The sequence below is a fragment of the Pseudomonas sp. PS02290 genome (genome assembly GCF_029960075.1).
Classification (GTDB): Bacteria; Pseudomonadota; Gammaproteobacteria; order Pseudomonadales; family Pseudomonadaceae; genus Aquipseudomonas.
Genome location: NZ_JASCOY010000001.1, coordinates 276671 through 301794, shown reverse-complemented (window position 1 = coordinate 301794; position 25124 = coordinate 276671). Strand labels below are relative to the sequence as shown.

Annotated in this window: 23 protein-coding genes and 1 pseudogene; 17 read left to right on the top strand and 7 right to left on the bottom strand. The window is 59.9% G+C overall.

Annotated elements, in window-relative coordinates; genetic code table 11:
• Positions 1-72 precede the first annotated feature (72 nt).
• From QMX88_RS01410 to QMX88_RS01385, 6 genes are all read left to right on the top strand, one after another.
• Positions 73-1566, top strand: a complete 1494-nt coding sequence (locus tag QMX88_RS01410) for an acetyl-CoA hydrolase/transferase family protein (RefSeq protein WP_282365497.1) — start codon at positions 73-75, stop codon at positions 1564-1566.
• Positions 1567-1885: 319 nt separating this feature from the next.
• On the top strand, positions 1886-2101 hold the full coding sequence (locus QMX88_RS01405; protein WP_093466716.1) for a DUF1127 domain-containing protein: 216 nt from the start codon (positions 1886-1888) through the stop codon (positions 2099-2101).
• Positions 2102-2463: 362 nt separating this feature from the next.
• Positions 2464-2781: a DUF2388 domain-containing protein gene (locus QMX88_RS01400; protein WP_133774179.1), complete on the top strand. Its 318-nt coding sequence runs from the start codon at positions 2464-2466 to the stop codon at positions 2779-2781.
• A gap of 116 nt (positions 2782-2897) precedes the next feature.
• Positions 2898-3203: a DUF2388 domain-containing protein gene (locus tag QMX88_RS01395; RefSeq protein WP_282365496.1), complete on the top strand. Its 306-nt coding sequence runs from the start codon at positions 2898-2900 to the stop codon at positions 3201-3203.
• 38 nt (positions 3204-3241) lie between these two features.
• Positions 3242-3562 carry a DUF2388 domain-containing protein gene (locus QMX88_RS01390; RefSeq protein ID WP_037017155.1) on the top strand — a complete coding sequence of 107 codons (321 nt, stop codon included), beginning with the start codon at positions 3242-3244 and terminating at the stop codon, positions 3560-3562.
• The gene (locus tag QMX88_RS01385; protein ID WP_282365495.1) at positions 3559-5520 is read left to right on the top strand and encodes a DUF7844 domain-containing protein; all 1962 of its coding nucleotides are present in this window, start codon (positions 3559-3561) and stop codon (positions 5518-5520) included. Before QMX88_RS01390 ends, QMX88_RS01385 begins: the two co-directional genes overlap by 4 nt.
• A 30-nt stretch (positions 5521-5550) precedes the next feature.
• Here the strand turns inward: QMX88_RS01385 and QMX88_RS01380 are convergent, their stop codons facing one another.
• Positions 5551-5952 carry a GFA family protein gene (locus tag QMX88_RS01380; RefSeq protein WP_192174464.1) on the bottom strand — a complete coding sequence of 134 codons (402 nt, stop codon included), beginning with the start codon at positions 5950-5952 and terminating at the stop codon, positions 5551-5553.
• A gap of 322 nt (positions 5953-6274) precedes the next feature.
• Between QMX88_RS01380 and QMX88_RS01375 the strand changes: the two genes are divergently transcribed.
• The 9 genes from QMX88_RS01375 to QMX88_RS01335 all read left to right on the top strand — a co-directional run bounded on the left by QMX88_RS01375 (position 6275) and on the right by QMX88_RS01335 (position 16632).
• Positions 6275-7582: a CitMHS family transporter gene (locus tag QMX88_RS01375; protein ID WP_192174463.1), complete on the top strand. Its 1308-nt coding sequence runs from the start codon at positions 6275-6277 to the stop codon at positions 7580-7582.
• A gap of 66 nt (positions 7583-7648) precedes the next feature.
• Complete coding sequence (locus QMX88_RS01370; protein ID WP_192174462.1) at positions 7649-8416, top strand: TerC family protein; 768 nt, start codon at positions 7649-7651, stop codon at positions 8414-8416.
• A 262-nt stretch (positions 8417-8678) separates the two neighbouring features.
• The gene (locus tag QMX88_RS01365) at positions 8679-10322 is read left to right on the top strand and encodes a Na/Pi cotransporter family protein (protein WP_282365494.1); all 1644 of its coding nucleotides are present in this window, start codon (positions 8679-8681) and stop codon (positions 10320-10322) included.
• A 67-nt stretch (positions 10323-10389) separates the two neighbouring features.
• Positions 10390-11772, top strand: coding sequence for a M16 family metallopeptidase (locus QMX88_RS01360; RefSeq protein ID WP_282365493.1), 1383 nt, complete (start codon positions 10390-10392; stop codon positions 11770-11772).
• A 128-nt stretch (positions 11773-11900) separates the two neighbouring features.
• The gene (locus tag QMX88_RS01355) at positions 11901-13076 is read left to right on the top strand and encodes a DUF5924 family protein (protein ID WP_282365492.1); all 1176 of its coding nucleotides are present in this window, start codon (positions 11901-11903) and stop codon (positions 13074-13076) included.
• A 10-nt stretch (positions 13077-13086) separates the two neighbouring features.
• Entirely contained in the window at positions 13087-14256 is a 1170-nt protein-coding gene (locus QMX88_RS01350; RefSeq protein WP_282365491.1) for an ABC transporter permease, read from the top strand.
• Positions 14253-15059, top strand: a complete 807-nt coding sequence (locus tag QMX88_RS01345; RefSeq protein WP_282365490.1) for an ABC transporter ATP-binding protein — start codon at positions 14253-14255, stop codon at positions 15057-15059. Before QMX88_RS01350 ends, QMX88_RS01345 begins: the two co-directional genes overlap by 4 nt.
• A complete protein-coding gene (locus QMX88_RS01340; RefSeq protein ID WP_122534329.1) occupies positions 15059-15997 on the top strand; it encodes an MlaD family protein in 939 nt (312 codons plus the stop codon). The genes QMX88_RS01345 and QMX88_RS01340 overlap by 1 nt, the downstream gene beginning before the upstream one ends.
• Positions 15994-16632, top strand: coding sequence for an ABC-type transport auxiliary lipoprotein family protein (locus QMX88_RS01335; protein WP_282365489.1), 639 nt, complete (start codon positions 15994-15996; stop codon positions 16630-16632). The genes QMX88_RS01340 and QMX88_RS01335 overlap by 4 nt, the downstream gene beginning before the upstream one ends.
• Here QMX88_RS01335 and QMX88_RS01330 read toward each other — a convergent pair.
• The 6 genes from QMX88_RS01330 to QMX88_RS01305 form a co-directional block, all read right to left on the bottom strand.
• Positions 16605-17843 carry a nucleoside recognition domain-containing protein gene (locus tag QMX88_RS01330; RefSeq protein ID WP_192174455.1) on the bottom strand — a complete coding sequence of 413 codons (1239 nt, stop codon included), beginning with the start codon at positions 17841-17843 and terminating at the stop codon, positions 16605-16607. The genes QMX88_RS01335 and QMX88_RS01330 overlap by 28 nt on opposite strands.
• 97 nt (positions 17844-17940) lie before the next feature.
• The gene (gltP, locus tag QMX88_RS01325; RefSeq protein WP_282365488.1) at positions 17941-19272 is read right to left on the bottom strand and encodes a glutamate/aspartate:proton symporter GltP; all 1332 of its coding nucleotides are present in this window, start codon (positions 19270-19272) and stop codon (positions 17941-17943) included.
• Between the two features lie 699 nt (positions 19273-19971).
• The gene (locus QMX88_RS01320; protein WP_192174453.1) at positions 19972-20439 is read right to left on the bottom strand and encodes an inhibitor of vertebrate lysozyme family protein; all 468 of its coding nucleotides are present in this window, start codon (positions 20437-20439) and stop codon (positions 19972-19974) included.
• A gap of 2 nt (positions 20440-20441) precedes the next feature.
• Positions 20442-20606 carry a DUF1328 domain-containing protein gene (locus tag QMX88_RS01315; protein WP_002555679.1) on the bottom strand — a complete coding sequence of 55 codons (165 nt, stop codon included), beginning with the start codon at positions 20604-20606 and terminating at the stop codon, positions 20442-20444.
• 89 nt (positions 20607-20695) lie between these two features.
• Positions 20696-20980: a hypothetical protein gene (locus QMX88_RS01310; RefSeq protein ID WP_192174452.1), complete on the bottom strand. Its 285-nt coding sequence runs from the start codon at positions 20978-20980 to the stop codon at positions 20696-20698.
• Positions 20981-21252: 272 nt separating this feature from the next.
• Positions 21253-22107 carry a BON domain-containing protein gene (locus QMX88_RS01305; RefSeq protein WP_282365487.1) on the bottom strand — a complete coding sequence of 285 codons (855 nt, stop codon included), beginning with the start codon at positions 22105-22107 and terminating at the stop codon, positions 21253-21255.
• A 256-nt stretch (positions 22108-22363) separates the two neighbouring features.
• Here QMX88_RS01305 and algB point away from each other — a divergent pair, with 256 nt between their 5' ends.
• Positions 22364-23710, top strand: a complete 1347-nt coding sequence (gene algB / locus QMX88_RS01300) for a sigma-54-dependent response regulator transcription factor AlgB (RefSeq protein WP_192174450.1) — start codon at positions 22364-22366, stop codon at positions 23708-23710.
• A gap of 10 nt (positions 23711-23720) precedes the next feature.
• Positions 23721-25122, top strand: a pseudogene (locus QMX88_RS01295) (KinB sensor domain-containing domain); the annotation flags it as partial.
• Between the last annotated feature and the right edge of the window lie 2 nt (positions 25123-25124).

The following is a 25124-nucleotide window of genomic DNA, read 5'->3' as shown; positions in this document are numbered from 1 at the left end:
CTTGGTAGCAGGACGAACGCTCCTCAAATCTCTAGACTTCGCTCACGCATCTATGTCATGAGATTAAACAACATGCACCGTGAACGAATCCGTCTGCCCTCGCTGATGAGCAAGATAATGAGCGCGGCCGACGCCGCTTCCTTGATCAAGGACGGCATGACCGTCGGTATGAGCGGCTTCACCCGCGCCGGCGAAGCCAAGGCCGTGCCCCAGGCGCTGGCCGAGCGCGCCAGGACTGCTCCGCTGAAGATCAGCCTGATGACGGGCGCCAGCCTGGGCAACGATCTGGACAAGCAACTGACCGAGGCCGGCGTGCTCTCCCGCCGCATGCCGTTTCAGGTCGACAGCACCCTGCGCAAGGCCATCAACGACGGCACCGTGATGTTCATTGACCAGCACTTGTCGGACACCGTCGAGCAGCTGCGCAATCGCCAGATCAAGGCCGTGGACATCGCCGTGATCGAATGCGTAGCAATCACCGAAGAGGGACATCTGGTGCTCAGCACGTCAGTCGGCAACTCGGCGAGCTTCGCCATTCTTGCCGAACACGTGATTATCGAGATCAACCTTGCCCAACCCATGGAGCTCGAAGGGCTGCACGACATCTATATACCCACCTACCGGCCAACACGCCTGCCGATCCCGGTGCTCAAGACCGATACCCGAATTGGCAGTCAGGCCGTGAAGATCGATCCGGCCAAGATCGTCGGCATCGTGATCAGCAATCAACCCGACTCGCCGTCGACGGTGTTGCCGGCAGACACCGACACTCAGGCTATCGCGGGCCACTTGGTCGAGTTCTTCAAAGCCGAAGTGCGGCTGAACCGACTGACCAATCAGCTCATGCCGCTGCAGGCGGGGGTAGGTACGATCGCCAATGCCGTCATGACCGGGCTGATCGATTCACCCTTTCACGGCATGACCATGTATTCGGAAGTGCTGCAGGATTCGACGTTCGATCTGTTCGAGGCGGGCAAGCTGGATTTTGCTTCGGGCTGCTCCATGACGCTGTCCGAGCGCAAGCACTCTGCGGTCTACGACAATCTGGAGCAGTACAGATCCAGACTGTTACTGCGCCCCCAGGAAATCTCGAACCATCCGGAGGTCGTCCGCCGCCTGGGCATCATTGGTATCAACACTGCCTTGGAGTTCGACCTGTACGGGAACGTCAACTCCACTCACGTGGGCGGCACACGGATGATGAACGGGATAGGCGGGTCAGGCGACTTCGCCCGCAACGCCCATCTCGCCATTTTCGTGACCAAGTCCATTGCCAAAGCCGGAGCCATTTCAAGCGTGGTGCCAATGGTCAGCCACGTAGACCATACCGAACACGATGTAGACATTCTGGTCACCGAGATCGGACTGGCAGACCTGCGAGGCCTGGCACCCCGCGAGCGCGCCCGGGTCATCATCGACAACTGTGTGCATCCGGCCTATCGCGAGGCGCTGAATGACTACTTCCGCCGCGCCTGTGCAATTGGCGGTCACACACCGCATGTGCTGCGTGATGCACTCAGCTGGCACCTAAACCTGGAAGAAACCGGCCGCATGTTGGCGATCTGAAGACACAGTTTGTCAGTGGCGACGACCTTTCGTCGTCACAGTTCGCAACCTGAACGCAAATTCTGCAAAAACTGTACTGCTGTACGGGTGATTTCACGTACTTCTAATGGGAAATGACTGGCCCAACTGACAAAAAAGCACACTTCTGGTGCAGACCCGTACAGTTGCCCCACTTCCGAACAAAACAGTGGTGATTAACAGTTAACTGGAGCAGCACAATACAAATGAACTGTGTCTAGAGAGAGACGGGCAATGAGAGGAATATTGTCACCAATCAAGTCAATCTCTAATCCCGCCACAAGCGGAAGGAAGAAGCATCATGGAACGCACCGTCAGTTCCGAATTGTTCTACGAAGACACCGCAAAAACCGCACAAGCCTCGTTGCCGCTGCGCATGTTCGCCAACCTGATGCTCTGGCAGCGTCGCCTGTCCAGCCGCCATCAACTGGCTCGCCTGGATGCACGTTTGCTGGCTGACGCCGGTATCAGCGAATCCCAGCGTTACGAAGAGCTGAGCAAGCCGTTCTGGCGCTAATATAGCGTCTGCTGGTCCCAGGCCAAGCGCCTCTCACCAGCAACCCGAATTGTTCAAACAAAACCCGTCAGCAGGTCACTGCTGACGGGTTTTGTCGTTCTAGGGTCGCGCAAACCACGCTAAGGGCCAACCAGTACAGTTTTACGCAACTCAGCAAATCCCATTACAGTCCAACGATCACGGGTAATTGCGGCAGATATGGAGTTACGTAGCGGCGACTGGCACAAGGCCGGGATAGTTCGGCAGCCCGCTTATAAGCTAATCTTGCGCCACCTTGACCATGCAGTCACAAGACAGCTCTCGCTGAGCTTCCCGATTTATGCGTCTGTGGTTTTCGAATCCCGTTATTTTGGAGTGCCTGTATGTCTCGCGTTCGCCTGTTGAGTGCCGCTTTCCTGATCGTCGCTGCCACCGGAGCCCAGGCTTCCAGCTTTGTGGTTACAACGGACACCATCGTCCGTGCGCTCGATGCTTCGTCCAACGCCACGTCTAAAATTTCGTCCTCCTTCCACGATGACAAGATCGTTCTGGCCGCCCGCGACGACGCCGCAAGCTTCGTTGCCAGCGAAGGCGAGATCCGAGGCGTGAAGCTACAGGGCGCCTTGCAACACATTCGCGAGGTTGCACCGGGCCTGCAAGCGTCGGACGCGCAACTCGCGCAAGCGATTCTTGCCATCTGATTCAGCTTCGCGACAGGTTCCTCAAACGCGAGCCCGGGTCTTTGCACTAGCTCTGGCCCAGGTGTTGCGCTAGCCTTGCGACTCGTTTCGCAGAACCTGAACAGCCCTGAATAACCATGCATTCGTTGTTTCGCCTCGTGCTTGCCGTCACCGCAGCCTTGAGTATTTCAACTCAGGTTCTGGCGTTCGACGTGACAACACAAAGCCTGGTCAAAACCGGATACGCCACCAGCCAGGTGACAACCGGGCCTTTCGATAGCAAGTTGATAATTGCCGCCCAGGATGATGCTGCAGTGTTTGTCGCCAGTGACGGCCAACTGCGAGGAGCACGGCTGGAGTCTGCGCTGGCGTACCTGCGTCAAACCCGCCCAAAACTTCATGCAAGCGACCTTGAACTGGCGCAGGCAATCCTCGTCCAATAGTCACTTTTTTTGTAACTACCGTATTTTGGAGACGTTCCATGCGTACCCCGTTGATCGCTGCCGCCCTTGGCCTGCTCTTGCTGACTGATATGGCACAGGCACAAACCCTGAAGGCCACCAGTAACATCGTCGTTCGCGCCCTCGGCCGCAGCATCGATTTCACCTCCGACACCACCTCATCCGTGCGCAACTGGAAACTCGTGCTCGAAGCGCGCGACGACGCCGCCAGCTATGTCGCCAGTAACGGTGACATCCATGGCGCACTGCTCGACGCTGCGTTCATCACACTGCGTGACCGCCTGCCTGAAGCCCGTAATGCCAGTGATCAGGACCTCGCCGAGGCCATCCTCGCACTGTGAAACGCCTCGCTGTCTGGCTGCTGACGTCGGCGCTCTCGCTGATTTGCACGAGCGCCTTCGCCGACCTGAGCCTGTCGTTGCACACCGACGGACTGAGTCCTGCGCAACAAAAGGCCAGCCAGACATTGCTCAACGAAGCCATGGCGCACCTGCCGCCATTGTTCGTCAGCAAGCTTGATCGCAAAGTGGAAGTTCATTGGACCGACGACATGCCGTCCAATGCCTACGGCCGTGCAGACGGTCCCTACCGTCTGGATCTGAATGAGCACCTGCTCGCAGGCCTGACCGACGGCAGCGCCGCAACGACACGAACCAACCGTCCTCACGGCACCGTGCGGGAGGAAATGCTCGCCACGGTCCTGCATGAGCTGACCCATATTTATGATCACGCGCAGCTCTGGTCCCCTGAAGACCGCAAGCTGATCGTTGCGTGTGCCCGGCAGGGCAAGAGCGTGGGGAAGGTTGGCCTGCGTGACAGCTGCCGGGGGCAGACCGACCGACGTTTCACGCTGAGTGATGATCCGCGCCTTCTGGATCTGGCGGGATGGCCGCAGTACGTCGGCCGCCGCGGTGACAGGGAAGAGCGCAATGGCCAGGTCGCGCGCAGCCCGGATATCTACGAAATCAGCAGCCCGCTGGAATTCGTTGCGGTGAACATGGAGTACTTCCTCCTCGATCCGGCCTACGCCTGCCGCCGTCCGGCGCTGTACGACTATTACAAGGCTCGGTTCGACTGGGCGCCAGCGACGAAGGATCAGTGCCCGACGTCCTATCCTTATCTCAACGCCGGTAACGACTTTGCCCGAGAGCCACTGGGCAAGCTCGACCCCGAGCGGGTGTATGAGGTCGACTACCTGCTGGCTGAGGCCAACCAGAATCTGGCGAGCCGTTGGGGTCACAGCATGCTGCGGCTGGTGATCTGCAAGCCCGGTCGCCCACGCGGCCCGGACTGCCGGCTGGACCTGGATCAGCACCTGGTGCTGTCGTATCGCGCGTTCGTCAATGATCTCCAGCTGTCCAGCTGGAGCGGCCTGACCGGCAAATATCCGTCGCGCCTGTTTGTCCTGCCACTGGGTCAGGTGATCGATGAGTACACCAAGACCGAACTGCGTGGCCTGGCCTCGGTCCCGCTGAAACTCTCCCGTGAGGAGATCAACGGTCTGGTTCAGCACGCAGCCGAGATGCACTGGGCCTATGACGGGGATTACTGGTTCCTGTCCAATAACTGCGCGGTGGAAAACCTGAAGCTGCTGCGCAGCGGCACGAACGATCCGCGGCTTGTCGGGCTGGACAGCATCATGCCCAACGGGCTGCTGGAAGTGCTGAAGGGCAGGGGGCTGGCGGATACCAGCGTGCTGGACGATCCCAAGAAGGCGCTGCGCATGGGCTACCGCTTCGACTCGTACCGCGACCGTTATCAGGCGATGTTCGATGTGCTGCGCAAGACCACCAACGTCAAGCAGACCACCGTTGAAGACTGGCTGGCACTGACGCCGCAGGAACGGCGTCCTTATTTCGCTCAGGCTGACCTGCGTACCAGCGCGGCAATGCTGCTGCTGGAACAGGCCGGACTGCGTCGTCAACTATTGCTCGCGCAGGATGAGGTGAAACAGCGTTATCTAAGTGCTGTGGAGCAAAAGGATAACGGCGTTTCCAAGGCGACCGGTACATTGCAGGACATTCTGGCCAACAGCGGATTCCTGAGTCGCCCGGCGGAATTGCTCGGCAGCGGCGGCTACGGTCTGCCGCAGGAGGGCGAGTGGCAGCGTCTGGAAGACGAAAGTAGCCAGCGCCAGAAACAACTGCAGCGGCTCAGCGGTGATCTGGATAAAGAGGTGAGGGCGCTGCTTGATCCCGACCGCGCCGCCGAGATTGCTGCGACCGAGGACAATCTCAAGCAGGTCGGTGATCACCTGCGGGCATTGCACAAAGCAGCCGGCGGCCTGGAGCTGCCTTGATCGTTGCGCAACTGCACGCCCCGCGATGATTCAGTCAGTTTCCCCAGGCTCACCCGGCAGATGCTCGTCCAGGTGCAGCCAGGGCAGGCGGCTGTCGGTCCAGATATGCCGATCGGCAGGCGTGAGCTCCGGGCGATCAAGGGTGGCGATAGTCACGTCCATAGTCTCCGGGCTGTTGCGGCTGAACAGCGCGACCTGCGCCCCACAGTTATTGCAGAAATACCTGACGCACGTCGGCCCTGAATCATAGGGGGTCGGACTTCCCGCCAACCATTTGAAAGCCTCGACCGGCACGCTGGTCCACGTCATGACGATCCCCCCTGACGTGCGCCGACAAATCGTACAGTGGCAGTGGGCAACGTCATCCACGGGCCCATCGATCTGGTAACGCAGATTGCCGCAATGGCATCCGCCGGTATGCAATTCACTCATGAGCAATCTCCAGGTTATGTAGGGGTCTGACCGCATCCTGGGGTCGATAACTCAAACTCCCGCTCGTCAACTTCAGAAGTGCAACGAAAGCTGGCTGAAAGCTTCCCCGTTTAGCATCACCTCACCGCCGGCGACAGACCGGTCGGCCAGGACGAACGCGCTTGACGTTCTCCGGCCCATCTACAACAACAATTAGGTGATTCCCGATGCTTGCATGTGCCCAGCAGTACCCCCTCCGTAATCCCCGACTCCACGCGCCGCTCGTTTTGAGCTGATGGATTCGTCTCGTCCGTTCCCCGCCGCGTAACGCTGGAGTATTGCTATGTTGACCTTCCTCGGCTTCGCCATGGTCGTCGCCTTCATGTACCTGATCATGAGCAAGCGCCTGTCAGCGCTGATTGCCTTGATCATCGTTCCTATTGTTTTCGCTCTGTTCGGTGGTTTTGCCTCCGAAATCGGCCCGATGATGCTGGCCGGCATCACCAAACTTGCGCCAACGGGCGTGATGCTGATGTTCGCCATCCTTTATTTCGCGCTGATGATCGACTCCGGGCTGTTCGACCCGGCCGTGCGCAAGATCCTCAAGCTGGTGAAAGGCGACCCCGTCAAAGTGTCGGTCGGTACGGCGGTGCTGGCGCTGGTTGTCTCGCTGGACGGTGATGGCGCCACGACGTACATGATCTGCGTGGCCGCCATGCTGCCGCTGTACAGCCGTCTGGGCATGAGCCCGCGCATAATGGCGGGCCTGATCATTCTGGCCGGCGGCGTGATGAACATGACCCCATGGGGCGGCCCGACCGCGCGTGCGGCGAGTGCCCTGCATGTCGATCCATCCGACATCTTTGTGCCTATGATTCCGGCGATGCTGGCGGGCGTTGTGGCGATTCTGGTGATTGCCTACTTCTACGGCAAACGTGAACGTGCGCGCCTGGGCGAACTGCACTTGCCCGGTGACGAAGGCGATCACAGCGACATCAGCGTTTCCCAGTTTCCTGAAGCCCGCCGTCCCAAGCTGATTTGGTTCAACGCCGCACTGACGCTGGCGCTGATGGTGGCACTGATCATGGGCCTGTTGCCGCTGCCGGTGCTGTTCATGATTGCGTTCAGTATCGCCATGATCGTCAACTACCCGTGCCTGCAAGCGCAGAAAGACCGCGTCGCTGCCCACGCCGGCAGCGTGCTGGCAGTGGTCGGACTGATTTTTGCTGCGGGGATCTTTACCGGTATCCTGTCTGGCACCGGAATGGTCGACGCGATGTCGAAGAGCCTGCTGGCCGTGATTCCTGAAGCGATGGGACCTTATCTGGCCGTGATCACTGCGGTGGTCAGCATGCCGTTCACCTTCTTCATGTCCAACGACGCGTTCTACTATGGCGTGCTGCCGGTACTGGCCGAAGCCGCTTCGCATTACGGCATCAGCCCGGTGGAAATGGCACGTGCCTCGATCGTCGGCCAGCCCGTCCACCTGTTGAGTCCGTTGGTGCCGTCGACGTATCTGCTGGTGGCACTGGCGGGCATCGAATTCGGTGATCACCAGCGCTTTACCCTCAAATGGGCCGTGCTGGTGTGCGTGTGCATTCTGATCGCCGCGCTGCTGATGGGAATCTTCCCGTTCTTCAGCAGCCTATAACGCAACTCAACGCTCCCTCTGGCGCAACCGTGCCGGAGGGAAAACGAACGCTCAAAGGAATACGTAATGGAATGGCTGACCAACCCTGAGATCTGGGTTGCTTTCTTCACGCTGACCGCCCTGGAAATCGTGCTGGGCATCGACAACATCATCATGATCTCGATCCTGGTCAGCCGCATGCCCAAGGCCATGCAGCCACGCACCCGCATCTTCGGCCTGGCGCTGGCGATGGTGACGCGGATTCTGCTGCTGCTGTCGATCACCTGGGTCATGCGCCTCACCGACGACCTGTTCGTGGTCTGGGGCCAGGGCATTTCGGGTCGCGACCTGATTCTGTTTTTCGGTGGCCTGTTTCTGTTGTGGAAGAGCTCGCAAGAGATCTACCACGGCATGGAAGGCGAAGAAGAGACGCTGGACGAGCCGAAAGGCAAGGGCGGCATGTTTCTGTACACCATCATTCAGATTGCAATCATCGACATCGTATTCTCGCTGGACTCGGTCATCACTGCTGTCGGTATGGTGTCCCACGTACCGGTGATGGTGGCGGCGATCATCGTGGCGGTGCTGATCATGATGCTGTGCGCGGGCGTCATCAGCGACTTCATCGAGAAGCACCCGTCGCTGAAGATGCTGGCGCTGTCGTTCCTGATCGTCGTCGGTACCGTCCTGATTGCCGAGTCGTTCGATGTGCATGTGCCGAAGGGCTACGTCTACTTCGCCATGGCCTTCTCGCTGGCAGTTGAAGCGATCAACATCAAGATGCGCACGTCGATGGCTAAAAAACGTGCGATGCAGGACCCTGTGAAACTTCACAAGGACGTGCCGGGTCAGTAACGTCCGCCGCACAGACGTCAAAACAACGGGGCTGTGAATGCCCCGTTTTTTATTGGCAGAGCGCAAAAGTGTGGCGTTCAAACACCTGATTTATGACAGATTTGTTTCAAGAAATAATCCGCTGTGCCATGCTGGCATTAAGGCCATAGGCCGACTAAAGCTTTAGTTGAGCGCGCTGTTCGATGCACCTCAAGCGCTTACGCTCGCTACACGCTGGACCTTTTAACTTTGCCCAATGGGCAACCTACAGGGGGCTCTCCGTATGCTGACCCTGCTCGATTTGCTTTCCGCCGTCGCGCTGTTGATCTGGGGCACACACATCGTTCGGACCGGCATTCTGCGTGTCTACGGCTCGCAGCTGCGCCGAGTCATTGGCCAGAATATGTCCAAACGCCCGCTGGCATTTGTCGCGGGGATCCTCGTCACCGCGCTGGTGCAAAGCAGTAACGCCACGGCGATGCTGGTCACGTCCTTCGTCGGCCAGGGCTTGATGGGCCTGACGCCCGCCCTGGCCATCATGCTCGGCGCCGACGTCGGCACGGCGGTGATGTCGCGCATCCTGACGTTCGACCTGTCGTGGCTGTCGCCGCTGCTGATCTTTCTGGGCGTGGTCTTCTTTCTGTCGCGCAAGCAGACCCGCGTGGGCCAACTGGGTCGTGTCGGCATCGGGCTGGGCCTGATCATTCTCGCCCTGCAGCTGATTGTCACTGCCGCTGCGCCCATCACCCAGGCGGCCGGGGTGAAGGTGCTGTTTGCGTCACTGACGGGTGATCTCTTGCTCGACGCCTTGGTCGGCGCCATGTTCGCGCTGATTTCCTACTCAAGCCTTGCGGCCGTGCTGCTGACGGCGACCCTCGCAGGTGCGGAAATCATCAGCCTGCCGGTGGCGATCGGTCTGGTGATCGGCGCCAACATCGGCAGTGGTCTGCTGGCGTTCCTTAGCACCAGCATGCAAAACGTCGCCGGTCGGCAAGTGGCGCTGGGCAGCCTGCTGTACAAGCTGATCGGCCTGCTGCTGATCACCCCGGTGCTGACCCCGCTGGTGGCGTGGATGGACACGCTGAATGTCAGTCCGTCGAGCCTGGTCATCAGCTTTCATGTCATCTACAACTCCCTGCGCTGCCTGATCATGCTGCCGACGGTGGGGCCGATGGGGCGTCTGTGCGCGTCGATTCTACCGCAGCAGGCCGAGATCAACGGCCAGACCAAGCCTCGACATCTGGACCTGACCGCACTCGCCACACCAAGCCTGGCGCTGGCAAACGCGGTGCGCGAAACCTTGCGCATGGGTGATCTGATCGACAGCATGCTCAATGCCATGCAAGAAGTACTGCGGGGCAACCAGACGGCGGTCACTCAGGAAGTGCGCCGGCTCAACGACGATGTCGAGGTGCTCTACAACGCCATCAAGTTGTACTTGGCGCAGATGCCGCGCGACGACCTCAGCGATCAGGACAATCGCCGCTGGGCCGAGATCATCGAACTGGCGATCAATCTGGAGCTGGCCAGCGGGCTGATCGAGCGCATGCTGCGCAAGGTCCAGCAGCAGAAAACGTCGCAGCGGCGGTCGTTTTCCGACGTTGGCCTGGAAGAACTCTCCGGGCTGCACGAGCAACTGATGGCAAATCTGCGTCTTGGCCTGTCGGTCTTCCTCAGCGGTGACCCGGAAAGCGCGCGCCAGCTGTTGCGCGAGAAACGTCGTTTTCGGGCACAGGAGCGGCGCCTGGCCCACGCCCATGTCAGCAGACTGCAACGCAAGATCGTGCAGAGCATCGAGACCAGTTCTCTGCACCTCGAGCTGATTTCCGACATGAAACGCCTGAACTCGCTGTTCTGCAGCAGCGCCTACGCGGTCCTTGAAACCACCGACACAGGCGCCTTGTCCAGCGAGGGCAACGCGGATTAGTCGTGGTGAACGCAGGGGCCTCTGCGAAGTCTGTTACACATACCGGCCCGCAAGGAAGCCCGTTTTTATGCGTTGCCTGCTGTTCGTTTGTCTGGTTCTGACATCCCTTTCTTCCATGGCCCTCGACCGGTTTCAGGTCGAGGGCTACGTGCTGCCCAACGGTTTGCAGTTGCTGCTCAAGCCTGCGGACAAAGGTCATGTCGCTATCCGCTTGGTCGTGGGCATTGGCTTCGATGACTTCAAATGCGAAGACAAAGAACTGCCGCATCTGCTTGAGCATCTGCTGTTCAGCGGGATCGACAACAGCGGTGAGGGCGGCCTAGAGCAGCAGATGCAGGCGTTGGGCGGTGAGTGGAACGCGTTCACCAGCAACACCGACACCACCTTTGTCATCGAGGCGCCGGCGCAAAATCAGCGCAAGGTGCTCGACCTGCTGCTCAATCTGCTGACCCACACGCAAATCAATCAAGCCAATCTGGACACCGCCAAGCGCATCGTCGCTCGTGAAGACGGGGGCCATTATTCGCATTTGCAACGCTGGCTGGACAAACGCGACCTGGGCCACGGCGCCAGCAGCCAGCTTGCCGTGGAACTTGGCCTCAAGTGCCCGGAGCGGCCTGAGGTCGATCACCTGACGCTGGAGCAGATCGAGAATATCCACGACAACTGGTACGCCTCCAACAACATGACGCTGATTATCGTGGGCGACCTCGACAAACTGCTGCCTGCCTACCTTGAACGCACCTTCGGTCAGCTCAATGCGGTGGATCCTACGGAACATCCGCCGCTGCGTTCGATCACTGAAAAGGCCGATCCTGAGCGCACGCTAGTGCGGGGCACGTTGGGCGATGGCGCGAAGCTGCATCTGCTGTTCCCCGAGCCAGACATGGGCGAGCAGCATGATGAAACCTGGGATCTGGTGAAAGCGTATCTGGACTGGGCGCTGTACAGCGAACTGCGTCTGGACAAGGGTTATTCCTACGGGCCATGGGCCGATCGCGAAGCATTTGGGGACACCGGTTTTCTCAGCCTGAACGCTGATCTCAACCGCGAAGACGTCGATTCGGCCACGTCGGCGGTACGCTCGATGCTCCAGCGGCTGCGCAAGGAAGGTATGGACCCGGCGACCTTTGCGCGGCTACAGCAGGCGTCCATTACCAAGCAGGCCTGGGCGGTTCAAGGCAACAGCGCGTTGGCCGACTATTACTGGGGTGCGCTGAATGATTACGATGATGGCCGCTTTGAGGATCCGGCCAAGAGGACCCGAGGCGTGAGTCTGGATCTGGCCAATCAGGCGATGCGTCAATTGCTGGCGCAACCCGGGTATCTTCGCGTTGAGGAGCCACTGCTCAGCTACGACGAGCTGTACGCAGTCGGATGCCTTCTGACGGCACTGGTGGCGTTGCTGATCCTCTGGCGGTGGCGGGTATACAAGAAGAGGCCGTTGTAAGCGAGGCGCTTGGCGTTTCAATATTTCGACGAAGTGGGCGCAGTCCGGCTTGGTTATTTTTAATACACCCAGCTCCGTACATCCATACTCCAACACCAAGACTCACCCACGAAGAGCGACGCCCCGAGATGCCAGACATTAATGCAATCATTCAGCACTCGCTGGTACAGCGAGTGCTGGAGTTCATCAAGCGCTACCCCGGGCTGATTGCGTTCTTCGGGTTCTGCTCAGGCATCGGCAGCTTCATTCTGGTGGATCGCCAGGCCAAGCTGGCGACCTGGATTGCGGTCATTCTGCTGGTGAGCTGGATCTGGCTGATGGTAGAAAACAGCGCCGTCGCCCTGTTCGCGAAGCTGTTCAAACGCGAGATCCCGCAGCCGCTGTTGCGCTACGGCACCCAGATGATCCATCAGGAAAGCCTGTTTTTCGTACTGCCGTTCTTCTTCGTCACCACCACGTGGTACAGCGGCCAGCTGGCGTTCACCGGACTGCTCGGGGCGGCAGGCCTGATTTCGATCATCGACCCGCTCTACTACAAATGGCTGGCGCCGCGCCGCTGGCTGTTCATGGCCCTGCACACCCTGACGCTGTTCGCCGCACTGCTCACGGCGCTGCCGATCATCGTTCACCTGACCACGGCCGAGAGCTACAAGCTGGCACTGGGCATTGCGATGCTGCTGTCGTTCCCGAGCCTGGCATCGGGCTACCCGATCAACAACTGGAAACGCGGCCTCGGTGTGGTGGCCATGACACTGGCCATCGGAGGGGTGGGCTGGATGGCGCGATTCTGGGTGCCGCCGGCGACGCTATGGCTGACCGAGGCGGCGATCAGCACGCGCTTCGATAACCAGAATCGCACCCCCGGCGGGAGCATTCAGGAGATCGGCGTCAACCAGCTGCGCAGCGCCGGGCTCTACGCCTACACCTCGATCAACGCCCCGCGCGGCCTGAATGAACGGATTTATCATGTGTGGCGCCATAACGGCGAGGAAATAGAGCGCATTGCTCTAGACATCAAGGGCGGTCGTGAGGAAGGCTACCGGGCCTGGACGCACAAACAGAATTTTCCGCCGGACGTGTTGGGTAAATGGCAGGTGAGGGTGCTCACTGAGGACGGGCAGATGATTGGTGTGCTGCGCTTTGACGTCACCGAGCGCGACCAGCCTGCCGTCACGCGCAACAAGATCAAGCCGGCAGGCCTGAAGCCAGGCACCGACGCTGCGGATCCGGATGATTCGGAGACGAAAAAACCTGCGGACAGTGCGCCAGCCGAGAGCCCATCTGCCCCGGCCAAAACCAACTAAGCTCGTCGCTATGACCCCACTGACCACGCAGGCTTCCTCCGCGCCCAAGGTTCCAGGACGCGTCTTACTGGACACTTCGATCAATCCCGTGCAACTGCGGATTGCCGGAGACTGGACGCTTGCCCATTACCGCGAACTCAAGCGCCAGACCGATGCGCTGAGCGCCGGATTCGGTCCAGCCACTCTTGTGGACATGGACGAACTCGGCGCCCTCGATACCGCCGGTGCCTCGCTGCTCGTGGAACTGCTCGGCGTACAGCGCCTGCGCCTACTGGCCGTGCAAGCGCCCAACCTGCCGGAATCCAGCCGCGCGCTGATGCAGACCATCCAGAGCGCACTGGCAGACTATTGCCAGCCATTCCGAGAGCCCGAGGCGGCCGTGGGCATGCAGCTGCTGTCGCGAATTGGCTCGGCGGTGGAGGTGATCTGGAAGGACACGCTGCAGCTGCTCGGCTTCATCGGTCTCATCCTTCAGACCTTCGCGTCCACCCTGTTTCGCCCCAAACGCTGGCGCACCACGTCCGTCGTCGCCCACATCGAGCAAATCGGCCTGGACGCCGCGCCCATTGTGGCGCTGCTGACGTTCATGGTTGGCGCGGTGGTAGCCTTTCTCGGCGCCACGGTGCTGAAAGCTTTTGGCGCGACGATTTTCACCGTTGACCTGATCGGCTTCTCGTTCCTGCGGGAATTCGCCGTGCTGTTGACCGCCATCCTGCTGGCCGGTCGCACGGCCAGCGCCTTCACCGCGCAGATCGGCTCGATGAAAGCCAACGAGGAATTGGACGCGCTGCAAACCCTGGGGCTAAGTCCTACAGAAATGCTGGTATTGCCCCGCGTGATCGCGTTGCTTATCTCGCTGCCCATGCTGACCTTTCTCGCGATGATCTGCGGCATCGTCGGTGGCGGCGTGGTCTGCGCTCTGTCGCTGGGCATCTCGCCGGCGATGTTTCTGTCGTTGATGCAGGCCGACATCGGCGTGCAGCACTTCCTCGTGGGTATCGCAAAGGCGCCCATTTTTGCGTTCTTCATCGCCGCCATCGGCTGTCTGGAAGGCTTCAAGGTCGAGGGCAGCGCTGAGTCCGTTGGGGCTCATACGACGTCGAGCGTGGTGCAGTCCATTTTCGTGGTCATCGTGCTGGACGCATTGGTCGCGATGTTCTGCATGGAGATCGGCTGGTGACCCGCCGTTGCGTTCAACCCGTCGAGACGGTGATTGAGGTCCGCGGCTTGAGCAATCGATTCGGCCCGCAGGTGGTGCACGAGAACCTCGATCTGGACCTGTATCGCGGGGAGATCCTTGGCGTGGTGGGCGGCTCTGGCGCAGGCAAGTCGGTGTTGCTGCGCAGCATTGTCGGGCTGCAAAGGCCTGCCGCAGGAAGCGTCCGCGTCTTGGGTCAGGATTTGCTGAATCTGTCCGACAAAGCGCGCTCTCAGGTGGAACGACGTTTCGGGGTGCTGTTTCAGAAAGGCGCGCTGTTCTCCTCGCTGACCATCACGGAGAACGTCGCGCTACCGCTGATCGAACACGCCGGCCTGAGCCGCGAGGAAGCGGAGCATCTGGCCGGGATCAAAATGGCGCTGGCCGGACTGCCGCTGTCGGCGGCGCACAAATACCCAGCGTCGCTCTCGGGCGGCATGATCAAGCGCGCGGCGCTGGCACGAGCGCTGGCGCTGGATCCGGACATCCTGTTTCTGGACGAACCCACTGCCGGGCTCGATCCGATAGGCGCGGGCGCCTTCGATCAGTTGATTCTGACCCTGCGCGACGCCTTGGGGCTGAGCGTGTTCATGGTCACCCATGACCTCGACACGCTTTATACAATCACCGACCGCGTCGCCGTGCTGGCGCAGAAGCGCGTGCTGGTTGCCGACAACATCGACAGGGTGTCGGCGACCAAGGACGCCTGGATTCACGAATACTTTCATGGCCCGCGCGGCCGCTCGGCCTATTCGGCGGCCACCCACCCACACGAGGTCTCATGATGGAAACCCGCGCCCATCACGTTCTGATCGGCCTGTTCACGGTCATCGTGGTCGCTGCCGCGCTGCTGTTCGGTCTGTGGCTCGCAAAGTCCAGCGTCGACTCGGCGTTCAAGGACTATCAGGTTGTCTTCAACGAAGCGGTGACGGGGCTGTCTCGCGGCAGTCCGGTGCAGTACAGCGGGATCAAGGTGGGTGACGTCGTGCAGCTGCGCCTCGATCCCCAGGACCCTCGCCGCGTGCTGGCGCAAATCCGTGTGGCCGGTGAAACCCCGATCAAGCGCGACACCTTCGCCAAACTGGCACTGGCCGGCATCACGGGTACATCGCTTATTCAGCTCAGCGGCGGCACACCGCAAAGCGAGGCGCTGAAAGGCGAGGGCGGCAACCTGCCAGTGATCATCGCCTCGCCGTCGCCCATTTCGCGGCTGCTGAACGACAGCGATGATTTGCTGAGCGGCAGCACCGCATTGCTGCACAACGCCAACGCGATGTTTTCTTCCGAGAACGTGGAGACGCTGTCACGCACCTTGCAGCATCTGGAGCAAACCACCGGGGCCATCTCCGATCAGCGCGACGACATTCGTCAGGCCTTGAAGCAGATGACGCTGCTGAGCAAGCAGGCCGGCGCGACGCTGGAGCAGACCTCTACGCTGATGCGCAACGCCAACCAGCTGCTGACCAGCGACGGCAGGCAAACCATCGCCAGTGCGCAGCAGGCGATGAAATCCCTCGAACAGAGCAGCCAGACCATCAATGCGCTGCTCAAGAACAACCAGAATTCGGTGAACGATGGCCTGCAAGGGCTGGGCGAACTAGGCCCGGCGATTCGCGAGCTGCGTGAAACCCTCAGTTCATTGAAAACCATCTCCCGCAGCCTGAATGCCAACCCGAGCGGCTACTTGCTGGGCAACGAAAAGAATAAGGAGTTCGAGCCATGAGGCGTGTCGGTCAGTCCATCACTCGGCTGTTATTGGCGGCCGCCGTGCTGTCCCTCGGCGCCTGCTCGATCCTCCCCGAGCAGGCGCCGTCAGACGTTTACCGTTTGCCGACGGCATCGCCCGCCAGCAAAGGGGCGGCGCCGGTGGCGTGGTCGTTGCGGGTGGTGCGGCCCAAATCCAGCGAGACCCTGGACAGCCCGCGCATCGCCGTTATCCCCGAGGGCAATGTCATCAGCAGCTACAAAGGCGCGCGATGGAGTGATCCAGCGCCGGTTCTGCTGCGCAACCGACTGACTGATGCTTTCTACCGTGACGGGCGAGTGCAGTCGATCAGCACCGACGACAGTAATCTGCAGGCTGATTTTGAATTGGGCGGGGAGCTGCAGGCGTTTCAGAGCGAGTATCGCGGGGCCGCCATCGAGGTGGTGATTCGTTTTGATGCGCGCCTCGCCGACGATCGCCAGCGGATTGTGACGAGCCGGCGTTTTGAAGTGCATCAGCCGGTGGCCGACAAGCAGGTGTCAGCGGTGGTCTCGGCATTCGGTCAGGCCAGCGATACGCTGGCCGCCCAAATGTTGCAATGGACTGTCGAGCAGGGTGAAAAGCGTTACACCGTTGCGCCGAAGAACCAGTAGCAGACGGCGATCGCGGCGACCACACCGGCGAATTCCGCCAGCAGCGCGCAGCCCACGGCGTGTCGCGCGCGCTGAATCCCTACCGCTCCGAAATACACGGCCAGGACGTAGAACGTGGTTTCCGTGCTGCCTTGAATCGTCGCCGCGACGAGGGCCGGGAAGCTGTCGACGCCCTGGGTTTTCATGGTTTCGATCAGCATCGCCCGCGCTGCGCTGCCGGAGAACGGCTTGACCAGCGCCGTCGGCAGCGCATCAACGAAGCGCGTGTCCAGGCCGACCCACTGAATCCCGTGACGAATGCCCTCAAGAATCAGATCCAGCGCGCCGGACGCTCGCAATACGCCGACGGCGCAGAGCATCGCGACCAGATAAGGCAGCAGGTTTTTGGCAACGTCGAAGCCCTCTTTCGCCCCCTCGACGAAGGTTTCGTACACCTTGACCTTGCGCAGCGCGCCAACCACCAGGAACAGCATGATGATGCCGAACAGCGTCACGTTGCCTAGCACCGACGAGAGGCTCGACAGCGCAGCAGCGGACAGCCCGGCCAGTACCGCCATGAAGCCGCCCAGCAGCAACGCGCCGGGAATCAGGTAAGCGAGCACCACTGGGTCCCATAACTTCAGGCGCTGCATGAACGCCACTGACAGCAGACCGACCAGCGTCGAGGCGCTGGTGGCGAGCAGGATCGGCAGAAAGACCATGGTGGGATCGGCGGCGCCTTGCTGGGCGCGGTACATGAAAATGGTCACTGGCAGCAGCGTCAGCGAAGAGGCGTTGAGCACCAGAAAGAGGATCTGCGCGTTGCTGGCGATGGTCTGGCTGGGGTTGAGCTCTTGCAGCGAGCGCATGGCCTTGAGACCGATGGGCGTGGCGGCGTTGTCCAGACCGAGCGCGTTGGCGGCGAAGTTGAGGGTGATCAAGCCTAACGCCGGGTGGCCGCGCGGCACTTCAGGCATCAGGCGATGAAACAGCGGCGCCAGGACTTTGCCCAACCAGTCAACGATACCCGCCTTTTCGGCAATGTTGAGAAAGCCCAGCCACAGGGTCAGGGTGCCGAACAACAGCACCATGACCTCCACAGACAGCTTGGCCATGGCGAAGATGCTCTCGACCATGGCGGCAAAAACGCCAGCATTGCCCCCGACCAGCCACTGCGCTAGCGCAGAAATCGCCGCGACCACAAAAAACCCAAGCCATAGGCCGTTCAGCATACAAATCCCCTCGCAAGATGCGGCGATGATAACGGCGGGGGCAGAAACAACAAACCCCGGCCGGGGCCAGGGTTTGCTGATTTACGCCAGACAGTGATTACTCCACCGTCGATTGACCCGTCGGCAGAGGGTCCTTGCCGCGCCAGTGCGGCAGGGAGTTCCAGTAGCGCTCGCCCTTGGCGTCGTCGTACATGCCTTCCCAGCGCGAGATCACCAACACCGCCAGTGCGTTGCCGATCACGTTCAGCGCGGTGCGCGCCATGTCCATGATGCGGTCGACGCCGGCAATGAACGCCAAGCCTTCCAGCGGAATGCCCACGCTGCCCAAGGTTGCCAGCAGCACGACAAACGATACGCCCGGTACACCGGCAATGCCCTTGGACGTCACCATCAGGGTCAGGACCAACATCAACTGCTGGCCGATTGACAGATCAATGCCATACAGCTGCGCGATGAACAGCGCCGCGATGCTTTGGTACAGCGTCGAGCCGTCGAGGTTGAACGAGTAACCGGTCGGCACCACGAAGCTGCTGATGGCCTTGGGCGCCCCGTACGCTTCCATCTTCTCGATCACGCGCGGCAGCACGGTCTCGGAGCTGGCGGTGGAATAGGCGAGCACCAATTCATCTTTGAAGATGCGCATCAGCTTGAGCACCGAAAAGCCAAACAGGCGCGCAATCAGGCCCAGCACCACAAAGGCAAAGAAGGCGATGGCGACGTAAACCAGAATCACCAGCTTGGCCAATGGCAGCAACGAGGCAAAGCCAAAGTTGGCGACTGTCACGGCGATCAGCGCGAACACGCCAATCGGCGCGTAATTCATGATCATGTGGGTGACCTTGAACATGGTCTCCGACACGCCCTGGAAGACCTTAACCAGTGGATCACGCACTTCCGCATTCAGGCTCGACAGGCCCAGCCCGAAGAACACCGAGAAGAAGATGATCGGCAGCATGTCGCCACGGGCGACCGCCGCGAAGATGTTCGACGGGATGAGATTGAGGATCGTCGCGACGAAGGCATGGTCATGCTGCACTTCGGAGGTGGTCTTCTCGTACTGCGAGATATCCACCGTGCCCAGCGTGCTCATGTCGATGCCGGTGCCGGGATGAAAGACATTGGCCAGCAGCAGACCCACAACGATGGCGATCGTGGTGACGGCTTCAAAATAGAGAATGGTCTTCAGGCCGATGCGGCCAAGCTTCTTGGCGTCCCCAACGCCCGCAATGCCTACGACCAGAGAGGAGATCACAATCGGGATAACGATCATTTTGATCAGGCGGATAAAGATGTCGCCCGCCGGCTGCAGGATGTTGCTGATCCACCAGGCCTTCTCGGTGTTGAAGTGGTTCAGGACGGCGCCGATGGCGATACCCAGGACCAGGCCGATGAGGATCTGCCAGGCGAGGCTCAGTTTTGCCTTCTTCATGTCATTACCTTGTTGTCATTGCCGGGACATCCCCCAACCACACGTTCATCATTGCGCTTGCCAGCAAGCGCGACGCCGCGGTCGCCGTCAGGACTGTCTCGTAAGTGGCCGCAGGCGAGCATCCGAGCTCTGAGCAGGCGAAAAAGGCGCAACTATTCCCACGGTGACTGTCATCGTCTAATGCCGTAAATGACTACCCCATGCCGAATCGGCATGATGAAAATCAATCATTTACGTTGCAGTGCGCCAAAAGAGGGCGAACGTAGTTGACTGGAGAATGCTGAGAAGTGGCTAAAACGTCGCCTGTAGCCGATTTACGCGAGGCGTGGTGGCAATATGACAGATTGGTCAAAGGTGGCCGACAAGCCATTTAAGCGGGGGATTTTTGGCGATATACGGTCGTAGGAAACGTAGAAGCAGCTCTGTAGGACTCTTGAAGACCGGAGACCTTGAAGAAAATAGAGGATATTTGCGCCTCACAAGTCCACTGTCGGATAAAGGCTAAAACCGTATCGGACGATGGACTTGCGTTGCGGCTTGCCTGACCCGGCCCACGTGTGGGAGTACTCCTTGTACACCTAGGACGCTTCAATCACTCCGTTGATCGTAACGCCCCGGCCCCTTGGTCATACGCGCACCGTCTTCGGGCTGCGCGCCTATCAGGAAGGTCTGTCAGGGACAGGTCTCCCCTCATTCAAATCAGTACCAGTTCGGGTCTTTCTTGAGCTGCTCTTTCAGAAGGCCTTGCATGCCTTCGTCCGGTTTGCCCAAAAACCGGTAATCCGCATGACGCGTCGGCGATTTGTCTGCGGGAAGTCCCGCCGGCACTTCGACCAACATGGCGTAAGCATGGGATTTGTCGAGACTGAAAGCGACGATGAGACGCTTGTTGCGGCAAGTGTCCTGGGTTTCGCAGAGCGGCCCTACCAGATACTTGTCACCGTCTTCGGTCACGGCGTTCATTTGCTCCGCGGCACCCGAGAGATTGATCACCCAGTCAGGCAGTCGCTCTTCCTTCTTCACGACGCTCGACCACGTCTCGCGGTACTCGGGATTGGAGCTCAAAAGCTCGTTCGCCCGAGACTGACCATCGTTGGCCGCCATAGCTGTAACGCTGGCGCTCCCAAGGAGCGCCAATGTCAGTGCATGGAAATGCTTGAAGCCCATATTCAGCCTCGGCCGCGACGGCCAAAGAAGAACGACACCACGAACATGACCAGGAAGACCACGAACAGGATCTTGGCAATGCCGGTAGCAGTACCTGCGATACCACCAAAACCAAGGACGGCTGCAACGATAGCGATGATCAGAAATGTGATTGCCCAACTCAACATGGTGAATCTCCTTACTGTTTATTGATTTTTTTGCTACGTCGAGGCGTCGGAATGACCCTCGGGGTAGATCGCGTCTTCGACCCGGAAGTTCAGAAAACCCAGCTTTGCTGACGTGGCGCTTCATCAGGAGTAGCGGCCGCGTCATCAACTTGCATGCTCAGGGCGACATCCGAGGCTTTCAGCGCACTTGCCTTGGCAAACGGTACGGTGTGGGCATGGGAGTAGTGGACCTGAGTCACTTCCTGCTTCTGATTCCAGTGATTGAACTGCTGCACACCAATGAGCGTGATCATCAGCGCCAGACTGGCAAACAAAACCTGCTGCAAATGCAGCGGTGAGATACGCAGTTTGTTGGCGAGATGTTGAGCGTTCATTCAGCGGACTCCTGGCAATCTTGTCGGCCGTCTGTTCGGGCCTTTGTTACCAAGGGTATTGCACGCTGTGTGCCAGCTTTCTGAAGGCCAATAAACCTTTATAAATCAATAACTTATAACTACCACCCGGAAGCGTCTTACGCGCAAGCTGCACGATTGAACATTTGCCATCGTGCGGAATGCACGAACCGCCTGACACCACGTTGGCGGCCGAATTCATTCAGGATGTAATTTCTAATCTCAGAACTGTCATTCGACCGCCGCGTAACGCTCTAGCCTGCGCTGCGCGCCGTGACGCGCAGGGTGTCGGCATCGACGCCTTTAACCCCGCGAATATTGCGCGCGATTTCGACCGCGAGTTCCTTCTCGGCGTAATTGGCCACCACACCGTCCAGCGTGACTACTCCGTTTTTGGTCTCAACCTTGATGTTCAAGCCATCGAGGGTGCGGCTATATATAAGGCTGGATTTCACCTTGCTGGTGATCCATGCATCGCTGAATTCCTCGCGAACGGCATTGGCCTGGAGTTCGCTCTGCTCTTTGATGGCCTGGGTATCTCGCGCACTGACGCTGATGAGGTTGTTCACCTCCGTCACGCCGTCCGTATTGGTGGCCAGGCTTCCGGCCAGCTGCTTGGCATCTGCGTCTTTCGCCTGTCCCTTTAGGGTGACGACACCCTGAGCAGCGCTGACATCGATATTCAATGCCTCGGTCACGCTGTTCCACAGCAGCTTGGATTTGATGGTTGCTGTCAGCGTTGCGTCGTCGAAACGCTGGGCCATGGTGGCTTTGGTGCCCGGATCGGCCGCGACCTGCGGATCGATCTCAAGCTGATTATCGACCTTGTTGATGCCCTGAATGTCGCCCGCTATCTGCGCCGCAAGATCCTTGTCGACCTGGTTTTCGACCTTGCCTTTGAGGATTGCCGTGCCTTGTTCCACATCCACGCTGATCTTGAAGGGACTCAAATGCCGGTTCAGGGCAAAGGCGGTCCAGATCGAGCCCTCCTGGCGCGCTTCGGCCAGTTGGGTCGGCAGATCGGCGGCTGCGGCATGGGCAATGACGGGCGTCAGTCCGAGCAGGCTGGCGGTGGTGATGGCCAGGGCGATCTTCTTCAACGGGGGCATGGGAATCTCCAGACAATTGCAAAAGGTACCTCTGGACAGACTGGTCTTTCGCCCAGATGTTCGGCGCGGCCTGATTTTGCCCACATGGAGATTCGGGGCAACGGTAATCCCACGTGCCCTGCCATGGATCAGCGCATAACGGCTTTTTTCAGAAGATCGCTACCATGCAGCGTAAAGAATCAATCAGAATGAACCATGCAACTTGCCCGATCTTTCCGGGACTAACACAGACTATTCACTGAGGAGCGTAGGAAAAATGGAAGCAGCCGCTGAGAATCAGGGCCGTATTCTGCTCGTGGATGATGAATCCGCCATCCTTCGCACCTTCCGTTATTGCCTGGAAGACGAGGGCTACAGCGTAGCCACCGCCAACAGCGCGGCGCAGGCGGAATCGCTGCTGCAGCGTCAGGTATTCGATGTGTGCTTCCTCGACCTGCGTCTGGGCGAGGACAACGGGCTGGACGTTTTGGCGCAAATGCGCGTGCAGGCGCCCTGGATGCGCGTGGTGATAGTGACTGCGCACTCAGCGGTCGACACCGCCGTAGATGCGATACAGGCCGGCGCCGCCGATTACCTGGTCAAACCCTGCAGCCCGGATCAACTGCGCCTCGCCACTGCCAAGCAGCTTGAAGTCCGCCAGTTGTCCGCGCGACTTGAAGCGCTGGAAGGCGAAGTACGCAAACCGAAGGACGGCCTTGATTCACACAGCCCGTCGATGATGGCGATCCTCGAAACCGCCCGCCAGGTCGCCAACACTGACGCGAACATCCTTATCCTCGGCGAATCCGGTACGGGTAAAGGTGAGTTGGCGCGGGCGATTCACGGCTGGAGCAAGCGCGCCAAGAAGGCCTGCGTGACCATCAACTGTCCATCGCTCACCGCCGAATTGATGGAAAGCGAACTGTTCGGCCATAGCCGTGGCGCCTTCACCGGCGCCAGCGAAAGCACCCTCGGTCGGGTGAATCAGGCAGACGGCGGTACATTGTTCCTTGATGAAATCGGCGACTTCCCGCTCACGTTGCAACCGAAACTGCTGCGCTTTATTCAGGACAAGGAATACGAACGCGTCGGTGACCCGGTCACCCGTCGTGCCGACGTGCGCATCCTGGCGGCGACCAACCTGAACCTCGAAGACATGGTCCGCGAAGGGCGTTTCCGCGAGGACCTGTTGTATCGCCTGAACGTGATCACCCTGAACCTGCCGCCGCTGCGCGAACGAAGCGAAGACATCCTGACGCTGGCGGACCGCTTTCTGGCGCGCTTCGTCAAGGAATACAGCCGCCCGGCGCGTGGCTTCAGCGAACAGGCGCGCAGTGCGCTGCTCAACTACCGCTGGCCCGGCAACATCCGAGAGCTGCGTAACGTGATCGAGCGGGCGAGCATTATCTGCCCACAGGAAAAAGTCGAAATCACGCATCTGGGCATGGCCGAACAACCGGTCAACAATGCCCCGCGTGTCGGCGCAGCGTTGAGCCTGGATGAGCTGGAGAAAGCCCACATCGGCGCAGTACTGGCCACCAGCGATACGCTGGATCAGGCCGCGCGCACGCTGGGCATCGACGCCTCGACGCTGTATCGAAAACGCAAGCAGTACAACCTGTGACAGGGCGCCGATGATGTTTGCGATGAAGTTGCGCACCCGACTCTTCCTGAGTATTTCCGCCCTTATCACCGTTGCCCTGCTGGGCCTGGTGCTGGGGCTCGTCAGCGTCATGCAGATGGCCAAATCTCAGGAATCATCAATTCGGCACAACTTCATCACCCTTGATATCGGCCTGAAGCTGCGACAGAACCTGGGCGACCAATTGGTCTTGATGCTCCAGGACAACCCCGATCAAGCGGCGATCAAGCGCAATCAGGAGGAGTTCCAGAACCTGCTCGATCAGGGCATTGATCATGATCAGCAGACCGGCGTTCCCAGCGGATTCGAAGCGGCACGGGTGAACTACGCCCGCTTCGTCAAAACCATTGAGCAATCCAGCGAACATGGTGACGCGATCCGCGACGATGAGGCCGTGACAGAGGCGTTCAACACGTTGCGTAACGGCTTGCTCGACGCCCATCGTCAGGCGCTTGAGAACATCAGCCAGGCCGAAACCGCGTCGAGATCGCGAGCGCTCTGGGTTTCCGCGCTGCTGGGACTGGTGGGGCTGGCGGTGCTGGTTATCGGCTTCGTCACCGCCCACGGCATCGCCCGGCGTTTCGGCGGCCCCATCGAGCAGCTGGCCAAGGCGGCGGACCGGATTGCCCAAGGGGATTTCGACGTTACGCTGCCCACATCCTCGTCGGATGAAATGAATCTGCTGACTCACCGTTTCGGGATGATGGCCGACGCATTGCGCCAGCATCAGAAAACCAATGTCGATGAATTGCTCGCCGGCCAACAGCGCTTGCAGGCGGTGCTGGACAGCATTGACGACGGTTTGCTGATGATTGATCGACAAGGGCGGCTTGAGCACCTGAACCCGGTCGCGCAACGGCAGTTGGGCTGGGAAGAAAGTCGCTTGGGCCAAGGGCTCGGCGAAGCGTTGCAACGCCCGGAACTGGACGAGCAGCTGTATCTGGTGCTGCGCGGCGGCACGCTGGAACGGGCACCCGATGACCTTTCCATCGAGATCGACGGTGAAGTCCGCCTGCTGACCTACAGCCTTACGCCGGTCAGCCACACCAAAGGGCACATCGTCGGCGCCGTGATGGTGCTGCACGACGTCACCGAGCAGCGCGCATTCGAACGGGTACGCAGCGAGTTCGTGCTGCGCGCTTCCCACGAGTTGCGCACGCCTGTCACCGGCATGCACATGGCTTTCGGCCTGCTTCAGGAGCGCGTGCATTTCCCGCCGGATTCGCGAGAGAAGGACCTGCTCGACACCGTCAATGAAGAAATGCAGCGCCTGATGCAGTTGATCAACGACCTGCTCAACTTCTCGCGCTACCAGAACGGCCTGCAGAAGCTGACGCTCGAACCCTGTGACATCAACGAATTACTCGAAGCGGCGCGTCAGCGCTTCGCCGATACC

Bases quoted from the DNA above. Each gene is read 5' to 3' on its own strand.
- QMX88_RS01375 (WP_192174463.1), top strand. From the start codon at position 6,275: ATGTTGACCTTCCTCGGCTTCGCCATGGTCGTCGCCTTCATGTACCTG.
- QMX88_RS01365 (WP_282365494.1), top strand. From the start codon at position 8,679: ATGCTGACCCTGCTCGATTTGCTTTCCGCCGTCGCGCTGTTGATCTGG.
- QMX88_RS01310 (WP_192174452.1), bottom strand. From the start codon at position 20,980: ATGAACGCTCAACATCTCGCCAACAAACTGCGTATCTCACCGCTGCAT.
- QMX88_RS01350 (WP_282365491.1), top strand. From the start codon at position 13,087: ATGACCCCACTGACCACGCAGGCTTCCTCCGCGCCCAAGGTTCCAGGA.
- QMX88_RS01395 (WP_282365496.1), top strand. From the start codon at position 2,898: ATGCATTCGTTGTTTCGCCTCGTGCTTGCCGTCACCGCAGCCTTGAGT.
- QMX88_RS01355 (WP_282365492.1), top strand. From the start codon at position 11,901: ATGCCAGACATTAATGCAATCATTCAGCACTCGCTGGTACAGCGAGTG.
- QMX88_RS01330 (WP_192174455.1), bottom strand. From the start codon at position 17,843: ATGCTGAACGGCCTATGGCTTGGGTTTTTTGTGGTCGCGGCGATTTCT.
- QMX88_RS01360 (WP_282365493.1), top strand. From the start codon at position 10,390: ATGCGTTGCCTGCTGTTCGTTTGTCTGGTTCTGACATCCCTTTCTTCC.
- QMX88_RS01370 (WP_192174462.1), top strand. From the start codon at position 7,649: ATGGAATGGCTGACCAACCCTGAGATCTGGGTTGCTTTCTTCACGCTG.
- QMX88_RS01390 (WP_037017155.1), top strand. From the start codon at position 3,242: ATGCGTACCCCGTTGATCGCTGCCGCCCTTGGCCTGCTCTTGCTGACT.
- QMX88_RS01400 (WP_133774179.1), top strand. From the start codon at position 2,464: ATGTCTCGCGTTCGCCTGTTGAGTGCCGCTTTCCTGATCGTCGCTGCC.
- QMX88_RS01340 (WP_122534329.1), top strand. From the start codon at position 15,059: ATGGAAACCCGCGCCCATCACGTTCTGATCGGCCTGTTCACGGTCATC.
- algB (WP_192174450.1), top strand. From the start codon at position 22,364: ATGGAAGCAGCCGCTGAGAATCAGGGCCGTATTCTGCTCGTGGATGAT.
- gltP (WP_282365488.1), bottom strand. From the start codon at position 19,272: ATGAAGAAGGCAAAACTGAGCCTCGCCTGGCAGATCCTCATCGGCCTG.
- QMX88_RS01410 (WP_282365497.1), top strand. From the start codon at position 73: ATGCACCGTGAACGAATCCGTCTGCCCTCGCTGATGAGCAAGATAATG.
- QMX88_RS01405 (WP_093466716.1), top strand. From the start codon at position 1,886: ATGGAACGCACCGTCAGTTCCGAATTGTTCTACGAAGACACCGCAAAA.
- QMX88_RS01335 (WP_282365489.1), top strand. From the start codon at position 15,994: ATGAGGCGTGTCGGTCAGTCCATCACTCGGCTGTTATTGGCGGCCGCC.
- QMX88_RS01380 (WP_192174464.1), bottom strand. From the start codon at position 5,952: ATGAGTGAATTGCATACCGGCGGATGCCATTGCGGCAATCTGCGTTAC.
- QMX88_RS01315 (WP_002555679.1), bottom strand. From the start codon at position 20,606: ATGTTGAGTTGGGCAATCACATTTCTGATCATCGCTATCGTTGCAGCC.
- QMX88_RS01305 (WP_282365487.1), bottom strand. From the start codon at position 22,107: ATGCCCCCGTTGAAGAAGATCGCCCTGGCCATCACCACCGCCAGCCTG.
- QMX88_RS01320 (WP_192174453.1), bottom strand. From the start codon at position 20,439: ATGGGCTTCAAGCATTTCCATGCACTGACATTGGCGCTCCTTGGGAGC.